Source organism: Sorangium sp. So ce1153, from assembly GCF_051521595.1.
In the GTDB taxonomy this organism is placed as follows: Bacteria; Myxococcota_A; Polyangia; order Polyangiales; family Polyangiaceae; genus Sorangium.
Genome location: NZ_CP150361.1, coordinates 11622908 through 11636334, shown reverse-complemented (window position 1 = coordinate 11636334; position 13427 = coordinate 11622908). Strand labels below are relative to the sequence as shown.

At 71.3% G+C, this 13427-nt stretch carries 11 protein-coding genes; 9 read left to right on the top strand and 2 right to left on the bottom strand.

Annotation, left to right across the window (positions count from 1 at the left end; translation table 11 throughout):
* Nucleotides 1-40: 40 nt before the first annotated feature.
* Both WME85_RS42330 and WME85_RS42325 read left to right on the top strand, forming a co-directional pair.
* Complete coding sequence (locus tag WME85_RS42330; protein WP_437829794.1) at nt 41-409, top strand: hypothetical protein; 369 nt, start codon at nt 41-43, stop codon at nt 407-409.
* A gap of 106 nt (nt 410-515) precedes the next feature.
* Entirely contained in the window at nt 516-902 is a 387-nt protein-coding gene (locus WME85_RS42325; RefSeq protein ID WP_437829791.1) for a hypothetical protein, read from the top strand.
* A gap of 159 nt (nt 903-1061) precedes the next feature.
* Here WME85_RS42325 and WME85_RS42320 read toward each other — a convergent pair whose 3' ends face one another.
* Nucleotides 1062-1766: a hypothetical protein gene (locus tag WME85_RS42320; protein ID WP_437304732.1), complete on the bottom strand. Its 705-nt coding sequence runs from the start codon at nt 1764-1766 to the stop codon at nt 1062-1064.
* Nucleotides 1767-2310: 544 nt separating this feature from the next.
* Between WME85_RS42320 and glgC the strand changes: the two genes are divergently transcribed.
* The 5 genes from glgC to WME85_RS42295 all read left to right on the top strand — a co-directional run bounded on the left by glgC (nt 2311) and on the right by WME85_RS42295 (nt 7501).
* Nucleotides 2311-3579 carry a glucose-1-phosphate adenylyltransferase gene (gene glgC / locus WME85_RS42315; protein ID WP_437304731.1) on the top strand — a complete coding sequence of 423 codons (1269 nt, stop codon included), beginning with the start codon at nt 2311-2313 and terminating at the stop codon, nt 3577-3579.
* A gap of 247 nt (nt 3580-3826) precedes the next feature.
* Nucleotides 3827-4522 carry a metallophosphoesterase gene (locus tag WME85_RS42310; RefSeq protein WP_437304730.1) on the top strand — a complete coding sequence of 232 codons (696 nt, stop codon included), beginning with the start codon at nt 3827-3829 and terminating at the stop codon, nt 4520-4522.
* A 287-nt stretch (nt 4523-4809) separates the two neighbouring features.
* The gene (locus WME85_RS42305; RefSeq protein ID WP_437829789.1) at nt 4810-5775 is read left to right on the top strand and encodes a 50S ribosomal protein L11 methyltransferase; all 966 of its coding nucleotides are present in this window, start codon (nt 4810-4812) and stop codon (nt 5773-5775) included.
* Nucleotides 5772-6530 carry an RsmE family RNA methyltransferase gene (locus tag WME85_RS42300; protein WP_437829787.1) on the top strand — a complete coding sequence of 253 codons (759 nt, stop codon included), beginning with the start codon at nt 5772-5774 and terminating at the stop codon, nt 6528-6530. The genes WME85_RS42305 and WME85_RS42300 overlap by 4 nt, the downstream gene beginning before the upstream one ends.
* A gap of 56 nt (nt 6531-6586) precedes the next feature.
* On the top strand, nt 6587-7501 hold the full coding sequence (locus tag WME85_RS42295; RefSeq protein WP_437829784.1) for a hypothetical protein: 915 nt from the start codon (nt 6587-6589) through the stop codon (nt 7499-7501).
* A gap of 2200 nt (nt 7502-9701) precedes the next feature.
* Here WME85_RS42295 and WME85_RS42290 read toward each other — a convergent pair.
* Nucleotides 9702-10739: a hypothetical protein gene (locus WME85_RS42290; RefSeq protein ID WP_437829782.1), complete on the bottom strand. Its 1038-nt coding sequence runs from the start codon at nt 10737-10739 to the stop codon at nt 9702-9704.
* 284 nt (nt 10740-11023) lie between these two features.
* On the opposite strand from WME85_RS42290, the gene WME85_RS42285 reads away from it, so the two are divergent.
* Complete coding sequence (locus WME85_RS42285) at nt 11024-11935, top strand: hypothetical protein (RefSeq protein ID WP_437829779.1); 912 nt, start codon at nt 11024-11026, stop codon at nt 11933-11935.
* Nucleotides 11936-12894: 959 nt separating this feature from the next.
* Nucleotides 12895-13416 (top strand): hypothetical protein, encoded by a 522-nt coding sequence (locus WME85_RS42280; RefSeq protein WP_437829776.1) that lies wholly within the window; start codon nt 12895-12897, stop codon nt 13414-13416.
* The last annotated feature ends 11 nt before the right edge of the window (nt 13417-13427 follow it).

Genomic DNA, 13427 nt, shown 5'->3' with positions numbered 1-13427 from the left:
GCGCGGTCCCCGGGCGCCGAAGCGTGGACGAGGTGAAGGCATGGCGATCGATCCGAGCACCGTCGAGTACGGCACCATCATCACGGAGGACGACAGCGTCGCGCTGGGCGACGCGGCGGTCCGGACCACGGACGAGAGCGTCCGCACGACGGACGAGGCCGTGTTCACGCCCGTGCTCGCGCTGGACCTGGCCGCGGAGATCCTCGCCGGCACGCTCGGCGCGCTGATCGACGCCGACTACGTGCAGGGCAAGACGCAGTTCCGGGACGTGCTCTGCAGCCGGATCGACATCTCGCAGCTGGAGGCCGAGGAGCTCGTCGACGACATGGAGCGGTCCGGGCGGATCCGCTTCGTGGGCGCGGAGGAGGGCCGTGGGTGGCACGTCGAGGTGAGGGCCGGCGCTCGTTAGCGTCGGAGGGGGCCGCAGGTGCGAGCGACGAGGCCGGATGCGGTGGTGCTCGACAGAACAATTCGCTTGCCGGCGTACTCAGGTCATGGCCTACGCTGAGGCGCGTATGGAGGACGGTACGAAGCCGCGCAAGGCCGTGGTCCCGAGCGCTCCGCCCATCCCGCTCGTGATCGTGGCCGGCTGTCCTGCCGAGTTCGTCGCCGTGTGTCGGGAGGTGGGCGCCCGGCTCGGGGTCGCGGTGCGCGAGTGCGATCTGCGCTCGCTCCGGCCGACCATCATCGCGTCGCAGCCCTACGCCGTCCTCGTCACGGAGGAGCTGTACCGGTTCGACCCGGAGTCGTTCGGCGCGGTCATCCGGCAGGCGCCGGCCTCGCTCGTGCGCATCGATCGCCTGGAGGCGCACGACGATGTGGCGCGGCGGCTGCTCATCGACGCCATCTTCGAGTCGGCGGCGGCCGAGCCGAGCAGCGGGATCCGGTCCATCCTCACGTGAAGCGGCCCGCCGCGGCGGCGCGGGGCACGAAGAGAGAGAACAACCGCCAAGAACGCCAAGAGAGAAAGAGAATTTTTTCTTCCCTCTCTCTTGGCGTCCTTGGCGCTCTTGGCGGTTCAATCTTCTGGCGCCCCGCCGCCGCGGGCCGCCGCGGGCGCGTCAGGGGCGCCGCTTCATGCCGGGGAGGGTGGCCTTCTCGGGCGGGGGCTCGAGGTACTCGATCTGCTCGGCGGACATGATGCCGTACTTCGGGTTGGCCGCCGCGCCGCCGGTCGACTTCGTGAACGTCACGCCGTAGGTGCCGGTGATCTTCACCTTCGCGCCGACGCCCGGGATCGGGTTCGGCAGCTCCTGGCCCCAGAACTCGTCGGTGAGCTTCGCCTCGTTCTCCTTGCCGCGCGGCGCCTTGTCGATCGCCTCGATCATGCTGTAGATCTGCGCGAAGTTCGAGGCCCAGCCCATCACCTCGATCACGTCCTTCGTCTCGCCCTTCTCGTCGGCGATCGCGAAGCTCGGGACCGGCGCCTTGCAGTCCGCAGGGTCGCCCTTGCCCGTCTTGTGCACGGCACAGGCCGGGGCTTCCTGGAGGTTCGTCTTGACGATGTAGCCGATGATCGAGAGCTTCTTGCCGTTCACGTCCTCGAAGTGGACGCGGCTCCGCAGGTCGTGCGTGACGCCCCAGACCGTGTAGGCGTCGCCCTGCTTCTTGTTCTTGGCGGGCAGCGTCGGCACCGCGGGCAGGTTCGGCTTCCGGCCGCTGAAAGCGGGCTTGGCCTGGTAAGGCTGCTCGTCCGTTCCGCACCCTGAAGTGCCCGCGACGAGGAGGATGGCGGCGGCGAGGGTTCGACCGAATCGGGCGTTCATGGCATCTCCAAGGTCAGCGTGACGGGCGCACCAGCAGGAAAGATCCAGCGCTGGAGTAGCCCTCGGACGGCGGGGCGCCGCGCGCGGATCAGGCGCCTCTCGCATGCGCGCGCGGCGGCGAAAACGGCTAACACGGCCGCGAGCGGATCGTAAAGAGAAACGGAAACGTCCCTCGCTCTTCATCAAGCGGCGAACGGGCGGGCCGGCCGCTCCCGCGGCGGCGGAGGCCGACCTCCCCGCCGCGGCGGAGGGCGAGGCGCCGCTGCCGGAAGTGCCCGGCCCCGCGACCGGAGGGGAGCGCCTCGCGGTGCCGCCGGCGCTCAGGTCGCGTCGCGCGGGCCGCGTCGCGCGGGGCCGCCGGCGCTCGGGCCGCGTCGCGCGGGGCCGCCGGCGCTCGGGCCGCGTCGCGCGCTGCGCGGGGCGCGTCGCGCGTTGCGCGGGCGGCCGCGGTGTTCTCCCCGGCCCGGGAAGTTGCCTCGAATACGCCGAGGACGCGTTTCCGCTCTTCGCTCTGGCAACATCGATCGAGTACCCTCTGCGTCCCATGCGCGAGACGACCCTGCGCGCCGCTTTCGAAGCGTCGAAGGTTTTGGTGATGATCCTCGCTGGCGGCGAAGGCCGCCGGCTCGGCCCGCTCACACACGATCGGGCGAAGCCAGCCGTGCCGTTCGGCGGCCGGTACCGGATCATCGACATCGTCCTCTCGAACTTCGTCAACTCCGGCCTGCACCGAATCAAGATCCTCACGCAGTACAAGAGCGCGTCGCTAGACGAGCACATCGCCCGAGCCTGGCGCCTGTCGCCGATGCTCGACAGCTTCATCGAGACCGTCCCGGCGCAGCAGCGCACGGGCAAGAGCTGGTTCAAGGGGTCGGCGGACGCCGTCTACCAGACCCAGCACGTCATCACCGACGAGTCGCCGGAGCACCTCTGCATCTTCGGCGGCGACCACGTCTACAAGATGGACGTCCGCCAGATGCTGCACGATCACCTGGCGCGCGGCGCCGACGTGACCGTGGCCGCCATCCCGGTGACGAAGGAGGAGGCGAGGTCCTTCGGCGTCATCGAGTGCGACGAGTCGGGGCGCATCATCGCCTTCCACGAGAAGGTGCAGGATCCGCCGAGCATGCCGGGCAGGCCGGGCATGTGCCTCGCCTCGATGGGCAACTACATCTTCAAGACCCCGGCGCTGCTCGACGTCCTCGAGCAGGACGCCGCGACGGAGGACAGCGCGCACGACTTCGGGCGCGACATCATCCCGAAGATGGTCCAGAGCGGCAGCCGCGTTTACGTCTACGACTTCCACGAGAACCTCGTGCCCGGCGAGGACGAGGGCGCGGGGTACTGGCGCGACATCGGGACGATCGACGCGTACTGGGCGGCCCAGATGGATCTGGTCAGCATCCAGCCGGCGTTCAACTTCTACAACATGCGCTGGCCGATCCGGACGGGCATCAGCCACGACCCGCCCGCCAAGTTCGTGTTCCGCGACGAGGCGAACGCGCGCGTCGGCATCGCGACGGACAGCCTCGTCTCGCTCGGGTGCATCATCTCCGGCGGCAGGATCCACCGGAGCGTGCTCTCGAACCGGGTCCGCGTGAACTCGTTCAGCCACATCGAGGAGTGCGTGCTGTTCGAGGACGTCAAGATCGGGCGCCACGTCAAGCTCCGCCGCTGCATCATCGACAAGGACGTCGAGATCCCCGCGGGCGCCGAGATCGGCTTCAACCTCGAGGAGGACCGCAAGAAGTGGTTCGTCAGCGAGGGCGGGATCGTCGTGATCCCGAAGCGCGCCAAGATCGACTCCCCGTGACCCCCTGACCCGGGCCCGGCGCGGCACCACCGCGCCTCTCCCGCGGGGCGAGCCCCGCCGGCCCTGATGAGCCCGCCCGGCGGCCGTCCCGGCGGCCAAGTGCCCTGAATTCAAAGGGAAATCCGCGGCTCGCGGCGCCTGCTCGAGGCGGCTCGCCCGCCGTGGGGGGCGCGCGGTCCTGCTGCGCGCGGAGGTCGGGGCCTGGGAGCCCCCCTGGATGGGGCGTCCCTGCTACGTTGGGTGTGAGATGCCGCGCACGATCATCATCGGTGACGTTCACGGCTGCCGGGATGAGCTGGCGCGGCTGATCGAGCACGTCGGCTTCGCGTCGGGCGATCGTGTCGTCATGGTCGGCGATCTGATCGTGCGCGGCCCGGATCCGTGCGGAACGCTCGATCTGCTCCGCGAGATCGGCGCGATCTCGGTGCGGGGCAACCACGAGGACCGGCTGCTCCGCTGGCGCGCGGGCCGCAGCGACCCGCGCGGCGAGCCGCTGGGGGAGCTCTCGAAGGAGACCGCGCAGCAGCTGCGCAAGCGCGACTGGGCCTGGCTGGAGACGCTGCCGTACTGGCTGGATCTGCCGGAGCACGAGCTGCGCGTCGTCCACGCGGGGATGATCCCGGGGCTGCCGATCGAGCGGCAGGACCCGCACACGTTGATGTACGTGCGCTGTCTCGGCCGCTACGGCGAGCCGGTCGAGCGCCGCGGGGGCAAGACGCTGTGGGGCCAGACGTACCAGGGCCCGCCGCACGTCGTGTTCGGGCACAACGCGCGGAGCGAGGCGCAGATGCACGCGTGGGCGACCGGGATCGACACGGGCGCGGTGTACGGAGGGCGCCTCACCGCGATGGTGCTCCACGACGGCGAGCGCGTGCCGCCGCCGGCGTCGCGCGCCGAGGTGCTCGTCTCGGTCCCCTCGCGCCGCCGTTACGTGGGTCGCTAGAGCGGCGGGCACCCGCTTCGGATACGGGCCCACCTCGGCGTCTTCGGTGCTCAGCGCACTGGAGTGCGCCTCCGCGCCGAAGACGCCGATCTGGGCCCGTCTCCTGTGCGGGTGACCGCCGCTCTGTTGCGCAGGATGCAGGCGGGGGAGATGTGCTCGCGCGGAAATGCTCCATTCGCTCCAGGACTTCCGCGCGATCAGCGGGGCGGAGGCGGGCGAATTTCGTTAGGCTGCCGGCCGCGCCGCCGCCGCTCTTCAGGCCGGCGGCCCGTCACGGAGCAAGCCAGGTGGAGCCTCGATACCCGTTCGTTGCAGTCGATGTCCCCGAGCCGGAGGCCGAGGAGCTGGCCGCCGCGCTCTTCGAGCTGGGCGCCACCGGCGTGGAGCAGCGCGACGAGCAGACGCTCGTGCGCGGCGCGCAGTCGGGCCAGGTGACGCTCGTCGCGAGCTTCGACGATCACGACGAGGCGAACGCCGCCATCGCGGCGCTCGCGGAGCTCGACCCGCCGCTCGCCGCGCGGCTCGAGGAGGTGGTGGGCGACGCCTGGCGCGACGCGTGGAAGGAGCACTTCGCGCCGTTCCCGCTGACGCCCACGATCACGGTCGTGCCGCCGTGGGTCGAGTACGCGCCGCAGCGCGAGGGCGAGCGGGCGCTCCTCCTCGAGCCCGGGCGGGCGTTCGGCACGGGCCTGCACGCGACGACCGCGCTCGTGGCGGAGCTGCTCGACGAGCACGCGGCGGAGCTCCGCGGCCGCGAGGTCCTCGACGTGGGCACGGGCAGCGGCATCCTCGCGCTGGTCGCGCTGCTGCTCGGCGCGGCGCGGGCGGTGGCGATCGACAACGACGACGACGTGATCGAGGTGGTGGTCGAGAACGCGGCGCGCAACGGCCTGGAGGGGCGCGTCGCGGCGAGCGCCGGCGTGGTCGAGTCGGTGACGCGGCAGTTCCCGTGGGTCGTCGCGAACATCGAGGCGCGGGTGCTCCGGCCGATCGCGCCGGAGCTCGCGCGCGTGCTCGCGCCGGGCGGCTGGCTGATCCTGTCGGGCATCCTCGAGAGCGAGCGCGAGGGGCTGGTGGCGCTGTACACGTCGCTGGAGCGGCCGCTCGCGCACGTCGCGACCCGGCCGGACCCCGCGTCGCCGCGGGGGGATCGCGGCGCGGCGCGGGCGGCGGGGCGGGGCGACGCGGGCGGCGAGGGCTGGGTGGCGCTCCTGTTCCGCGCGCCGGGCGGCGCGGCTTCCTCGCCGGGATGAGCGGCCCGGGGCTCTTGCGGGTGCCGCTCGGCGCGATCGCGGCCGGCGTGATCTCGCTGCCGCCGGAGGCGGCGAGCTACGTGGTGCGGGTGCACCGGCTGCGCGAGGGGGATCGCTTCGTCGTGTTCGATCCGGAGCTCGGGATCGAGGCGGACGCCACGCTCGAGTCGATCGGCCGCCGCGGCGCGGAGGCGCGCATCGACGCGCCGCGCCCGGCGGCGCTGCGGCCTGGCCGGCGCGTGACGTGGATCCAGGCGGTCGGCAAGGGCGACAAGATGGACGCGGTGGTGCGCGACGCGACCGAGCTCGGCGCGACGCGGATCATCCCGGCGATCTCGGCGCGCAGCGTGGCGCGGCCCGCCGAGGAGAGGAGCCAGCGCTGGCGCCGGATCGCGGTGGAGGCGGCGCGCCAGTCGGGCCGCGGGGATGCGCCGCGGGTGGACGCGCCGATGAGCCTCGCGGCGGCGCTCGCCGCGGCGGGGGCGACGCGGGAGGTGGACGGAGGCGCGCTGGGGATGTGCCTGGATCCGTACGCGGAGACGCCGCTCGGCGCGCGGCTCGCCGCGCTCACGCCGGGCATGGAGGCGGCGTTCGCCGTCGGTCCGGAGGGCGGGTTCACGCCGGAGGAGCTCGGCATGTGCGCGGCGCTCGGGTTCGAGCGCGTGCGCCTCGGCGCGCTGACCTTGCGCACGGAGACGGTGTGCGCGGCGGCGCTCGGGGCGCTGATCGCGGTGAGCGACGCGCGGGCGGGGTGATGGGCTGGCCGTCAGGGCGCGGGGCTCTGGGTGATTCGTCGGGAGCTCGAGGCACGATGAGAGGTGCTGCACCCGGCCTTTGGATCACGCGGCTCATCACCGCGCTCGTGATCGTTCCTTGCGCGTGCAACAGCGCGGCGGACGCGCCGCGGAGCAAGCGCGCGCTGGCGCACGACGGCGCCGCGCTCGGTCCAGCGGCGCCCCGCTCGGCGCCGCGGCCGACCGCGTCCGTCACCGCGGCGACGAGCGCGCAGCCCGAGCAGGCGCCGTGGCCTCGAGCGCGCCCGCCGCGCGTCGAGACGGACTGGTGTATCGACGGCGTCGACGCGCTCGACGAGGAGACCTGCTACGCGCTGCCTGACGCGCCGACGCGCGCGCTGCTCATCTACCTCCACGGGATCGTCCCGCCGGGGAAGGAGAGCCAGCAGAAGACCAACTTCGAGATGGTCGTGGCGCGCGCTTCGCGGCGCGCGGGCGTCGCCACCCTGATGCCGCGCGGCAAGGTCGGCCTCGCGCCGAAGGGGTACGCGAGCTGGTGGGGGTGGCCGACAGGCGGGCCCGCGTACGACAAGCACGCCGCTGCGTTCGTCGCGACGTTCGCCGAGAAGCGGCGCAAGCTCGAGGAGATCGCTGGCGTCCGGTTCTCGCGCGTGTACGTCGCCGGCTCCTCGTCGGGCGCGTTCTTCGCGGCGGCGCTCGCGCTGCGCGGTGGCATCAACGCTGACGGCTTCGGCGCGATGTCCGGCGGGGGAGGGCAGGCGACGCCCGAGCTCGCGACGCTCGAGCCCAGGCCGTTCTACATCGGCTTCGGCTCTCACGACGCGGTGGGCCGCTCGGCCCGCGGCCTCGCCGGTGTGCTGCGCGGCGCGGGCTGGCCCGTGCGCGTCGCCGAGCACCCCGTCGGCCACGGCGCGAAGGAGATCTACCTGGACGAGGCGTTCGCGTTCTGGCGCGAGCACGAGGCGCGGTAGGTGGCGAAGCCTCCGGCTCCCTCGGCGCGCTCAGCGAAGCGCGCTCAGTCGGTGAATGTGCCGGTTACTCGCAAGGATGGCAGCCGGGCCCCCCGCAGTCCCAGCCTTCCTCGGGGCCGTTCCAGATGCCGTCGCCGCACCTCGGCGCCTGGCATACGCCGGCCAGGCAGACGGAGCTGTGGCAGTCGACGCCGGATCGACAGCCGTCACCGTCGCCGCACGCGGATCGGCAGGCGACCGCGCCGCAGTCGACATCCGTCTCGACACCGTTCTTGACGCCATCGTCGCAGCGCGCCTCGGAACACGTTTTAGCAGGGCCACATACGCCTTCGGCGCAATCCGCTCCGGAACTGCACCGGCTCCCGGTGGGGCACGGATCGCAAGCGCCTCCACAATCGACGTCCGCCTCTCCGAGGTCCTCGTCCACAGCGACGTTGACGCACGAAGGAGAGACACACTTGCCTCCCGGCGAGCACACGGACGCCGTGTCCTCGCAGTCGGTCGTCGCGATGCATTCGACTTTGTGGCGCAAGCCGTCGCAGAACCCGATCCCGTCGGGTGAAGGTCCTCTCGGCGTGGGAGGGAAGAACGGCACCGTATTCCGGCAGGCGTCATCGGAGCACGGATCACCGTCGTCGGGCAGGTCCCTGGGGGCTGACGTCACGCTGTTCGAGCCGTCCACGCCGCAGGTGTGTCTGAGACAGTCGCCGCGCAGGTCGCCCGTGAGCTTATTCTGGATGACGAACCCGCAGGTGCCACTCTGGCACGCTGTCTTCTTGCAAAAGTGGTAAGCGTATGCGACGCAGCACTCCTCGGTGCTGCTGCACGCCTCTCCTTGCTCGCGACACTCCTCCGCCGGCGCCGGTGAGTAGGGGTCGCCTGAAGAACACGTGAACGAGCTGCCGACAGCGGCAACGGCCAGGATCGCGGCGCAGATCTCTCTCATGGCGTAACCTTGCTCGCTACGGGTATCGTCCTGTGTCGGTTTCGCAGTGGCAGGGGCCGCCGCAGTCGACCGATGTTTCGCCGCCGTTCTCCACGCCATCATCGCACGATGGCATGGCGCACGTGCCGAGCGAGCACACGCCGCTGGTGCAGTCGCCGTGCGCTGCACACCCTTGCCCGGCCGTGCAGCGATCACACGAGGGGCCTCCACAATCGACAGCGGTCTCGGAGCCGTTCTGGACCTGGTCCCTGCACGTCGCACGGGCGCATGTGCCATCGCCGCACACGTGCTCCTTGCAGTCGGCGTCCGTGGTGCACGGGAGGCCAGCAGGACATGGGTCACACTGTCCACCGCAGTCCTGTGCGGTCTCTCCGAGCGAGGCATCAAACTGATCGTTGTCACACCAGAGAAACACGCACGCGCCTGATGGGGAACAAACATACGACGGGTTTCGGCAGTCCTCATCATTCAGACACGCGACCCAGTGCCCATGGCCGTCGCAGTAGCCCGAGCTCGCTGGCGATGGACCTCTGGCGACAGGAGTATGTATTCTCGTCACGAAGATTGGGTCGCAACGGTCGATAGTGCACTCGTTGCCGTCGTTGAAGACGTCGTCAAGATCTGGTGCGTCGTAGGACGCGCCCGCCTCGCTGCACATGCGAATGACGCAGTCGTCGTCGCGCTGCGTTCGCGCCTCGGGCACGATCTCAAGACCGCAGACGCCGTTGGTGCACGTCGCGACGCCGCAGCTCGGATCGGCGGGTTGGGTGCAGTCCGCCGGCACATCGCACTTCTTCGCGTCCCCAGCCGGCGTACCGGCGTCAGGCGTCGCCACTGGATCGTGCGCGTCCGCGCACTCGCTCGCGGGGCGGCACTCGCGCCCGCAGGGCTCCTCATCGTGGAGGCAGCACAGCCTGTCCCCAGGGGTCGGGCACAGGCAGGCTCCACGGATGCAGTCGAGGCCGACGTGCGTCGCGCACTCGTCCCGCGCGTCGCAGGCGCGTCCCTCGAGGTCGTCCACGCTCACGGACGTCTCACCGGCGCACGCGATCCACAGGGCCGCGCTCGCGACGAGCGCCCCACCCGCACCGAGCTTCCTCGACATGGGCCGGCAGATTACCAGAGAACCGGAGAGGCGATCTCCCGCAATCGCTCAGCTCCGATCGATACGGCAGCACGGTGTGCATTGCGGATGGTGTCCGCGAATTCTCACTGCAACGTCAGCTTTCCGAAGAAACCGCGGCTCCGGCGCTGCTACCAGGACGTGGCGAGTTGCACGCCGGCGCCCCCGGTCGTGACACGAACCGGGCCGGCCGGCAGGAGCAGGTAGGCGGCCGCCGCGCCCGCGGCGCTCAGGCCGGCCCCCACGAACGCGCCGACGGAGAGCGCCGTCCAGGTCTTCGCGCGCCCGTCGGCGTCCGTGAACTGGCCGCAGCCGGTGCCGCCGGGGCAGCCGCTCACGCTGTCGGCTTGCACGCGCGCGAGGGCCGTGTCCCGCTCCTCTGCCGCGCCGTTGGCGATGCCAGCCGCGACGCCTCCGAAGACCGCCAGCGCGGCCGAGGTGCCGGCCAGCCCGCCGACGGTCAACCATCGACGCCCCGGGCCCGCCCCGGCCGGCGGCGAGGCGCCGGGCGGCGCCTCCGGCGGCCTACGGGGACCGCGGGCGGCGTCGCCCTGCGCCTCTGCGGGCGACGCGGGCAACACCAGCCGCACGGTCTGTTCGTCGCCCGCCACCGCGGAGACGGCGCGCTCGACGCGCACCCCTCCGAGCTTCGCGCTCACCCGATGCTGTCCAGGCCACACGAACACCGGAACCTTGAGCGGCGACAGGCCGACGCGCCGGCCGTCCACCAGGACCTCGGCGCCCGGATCGCTCACGTTGATCTGCAGCGCGCCCACGTGCTCGCGGGCCGCCTGGAGGTCCACGCGCGCCTGCGCGTGCTTCTGCCGGTCCTGCTCGGTCCAGGGCACTGCATCTACCGGCGCTTCCGGCGACCCGACGAGGTCGAGCCAGAGCGTCAGGTACTCGGCCGCCGTCGGGTAGTCGCGGATCCTCTGCGACAGCGTTCCGACGTTGAACGCGTCCAGCGTGCTCTGGCCCACCCGCCACAGGGACAGATGGACGTCCCGCGCCTCCGCGAGGTGACCTCCGCCGACGAGGCGTCCCGCCTGCGCGCGCATCTGCCGCTGTGCGGCGGGCTCCGGCGGCTCGGCGGGCGGCGGCCCGGCCAGGGCCGAGCGCTCCATCAGCAGCACGAACGCGGGGATGAGGCTGTGGAGCAAGCGTCGCATGGTCTCCATCCGTGGGGCTGAGGTACTGAGGGCGGAGCCGGGAGTTAAGGCACGCTCCGCTCGCGGGGAGCGCCCCCTTTGCTAACTCCATCCGGGCCGGAGGTGAAGCGCTCTTCATGCGGTGCGCGCCGCCATGCTTCGTCTTTCCGTCGTGCGCGGCGGCGACCTCGAGAGTCGCCGATTCACTGCCGCGCCGGCAGCAACATGGTGATGCACGTTCCCGACGCGCGCCGCGGATGACACGGGCTTGCCTGTCCGTATAGGTTGCCACGCTGGAGGATCTCATGGGCAAACCCAAGACATCAAAGTCCCCGAAGGCATCCAGAGCTGAGCGCGCCGAGGCCGAGCCGCTCGACGAGGCGATCGACGAGGCGAGCGATGAGGCCACGCCGACGGCGCTCGACGCGGAGGCCACCGCGTTCCTCGGCCGCGTGCACACCTTGCTCTTCAACATCCCGAAGCACCTCGAACGGGCCAAGCGCCACGGCTATACGCAGAAGGAGCACGACCTGGGATGGGAGCTGTACACCACGGCTTCCGGCAAGAACCGCCGGTTCGAGCACTGGCTGGCGGAGAGCGATGAGCGCGACGTCGCGGCCGGCGTCTCCGCGGAGCGGATGCGCCTGCTCCAGGAGATCGACGCGTTCGAGAACCTCTGGTTCCCGCGGATGCGGGCGCTCATCCCGCGGGTGCTGCCGCGCGAGAGCGCCGACCGGTTCGCGGCCGCGTTCTTCAAGGATTTAGCGCAGCAGCCGCTCGGCCCCGCCGTGGTGGACTCGGTGAAGACGTTCCTGAACCGCATTGACGAGCTCGCGTCGAGCGATGAGCCCGGCGCGCGCAAGCTGTACGAGACGCTCGGTGAGCGCGGCCTCACGCCGAAGAAGATCGAGGCGATGCGCCGGCTGATCGCCGCCGCGGAGGAGCACCGGACGCCCGACCGGACCGCGCCCGCGCTGAGCCGGGCGGAGATCGCGAAGGCCAAGGAGGCGCAGCTCGCCGCGCTCGAGTCGCTCCGGCTCTGGTACAACGACTGGGCGACGACGTTCCGCGGCGTCTTCGGCACGCGCGCGCAGATCACGCTCGGGCTCACCGCGCTCAGGCGGAAGAAGAAGGACGCCGCGGCGGAGGACACCGCGCCGGAGGACGCGACGGCGGAGGGCGAGGAGGAAGAGGACGGGGAGGCGGGCGACTTCTAGAGCACCGAACGGGTTGAATGCTCAACAAATCCGAGGATTTACGAGCCGGCGTTCACGGCAGCGTGCCTGTTGATCGACGCGCCGGGGGGTCCTGGGGCGCGGTGGGCCATGAAACCCGGCGTTTTCGCGGGGTTTCAACCTGATTGGTGTTCTAGCCACGTCGGGGAGCGAGGCCATCCACGAGCCGTCCGGCGGCGCGCCGCCGCCGGTCTCCCCCTTCGCCCCAGCGCGCGCGATCGCGCGCTGGGGCGCCGTGAGTCCTGCCAGATAGTGTCCTCACTGCAATCCGGAGGGGTTCAGGCTGCAATCCGGAGGGGTTCAGGCTGTAATCCAGAGGGGTCCGGAGTGCGGTCCGGAGGGGTTCAGGCTGCAGTCCGGAGGGGTCCGGAGTGCAGTCCGGAGGGGTTCAGGCTGTAGTCCGGAGGGGTCCGGAGTGCAGTCGAGACCGGTCGGGGTTGCAATTGCGATGGGCCGGAATTCAGTCCGGAGCGCCTTTACTCCTGGTCGGACCGAACTACCAGGACGGCGGACGTACACGACCTCCACGACGGGCTCTTCCCATCGCAGTCGAGAGCCGCGTCGGGCGCGCTCGCAAGGCATGCGTCGCGGCGCAGGTTGACGCGGAGCGGCCGCCATAGGTACCATCGCCGCATGCCGTTCGCTGTGCGCTCCTCCTCGGCGCGCGGAATGCTGGCCGCCGCACCTCTCTCTCGCGGGGCAGCCAAGGCGGCTGTCAGATCCCTGCGCCCGACCGGTGTGATCGCTCGACGACCGGTGATCCACGACGTCGCAACCGGAGAGCGCGCGACGCGGGCCGGTCGACGTTCGCAGCGTCTGCAATCGAGGCAGTCCCTGGTGCAAACCGGACGGATCCGACCCGTCGAGAGCGCTCAGAGCTCGGCTGCGAAGCCGCTGGGTACACGGTCGCGCCGGCTGACCCCGGCAGCGAAGCGGAAGGTATGGAGCGCCTCGGGCGCGGGAGCTGGGTGATGCGCCGATACGTCTCGTTGTTCCTCCTCGCTCTGCTGATCGTCGCTGTTCGCGATGACGATGCGTCCATTCGGGGACACGCTCGGCTCGCGTCGGTCGGTCCAGGCGCCGGCGCGATCGAGGCCCCGTACACCGGGTCGGTCGAGGCGCCCGGCGGGAGCGGGACATGGGAGGCGGACGAGCAACTCGATCGAGGGTTCGCTCGTGAATCGGTGGTCGTCATCAACGGCCAGATCGTCGACCACGAGCAGGAGGAGATCTTGGCGCGTCGCCTCGCCGCACGCCGCGAAGCGGCCCGGACCGACCTCCCCGCACGGCTGTCCCGTACCGTCAGCGAGATGATGAGGGGGGTCAAGGTCCTGGCCTTCAAGATCTCCGATTGGGCCCACGGGGTGCGCTGCGAGGGGCAACGTTTCATGTCGCGGCCACCGGCGCCGGCAGGCGGATGCCAGGATGGAACCGAGGGCTGCGACGACGCTCGTCCGCGGTGACCGGCGTTCTC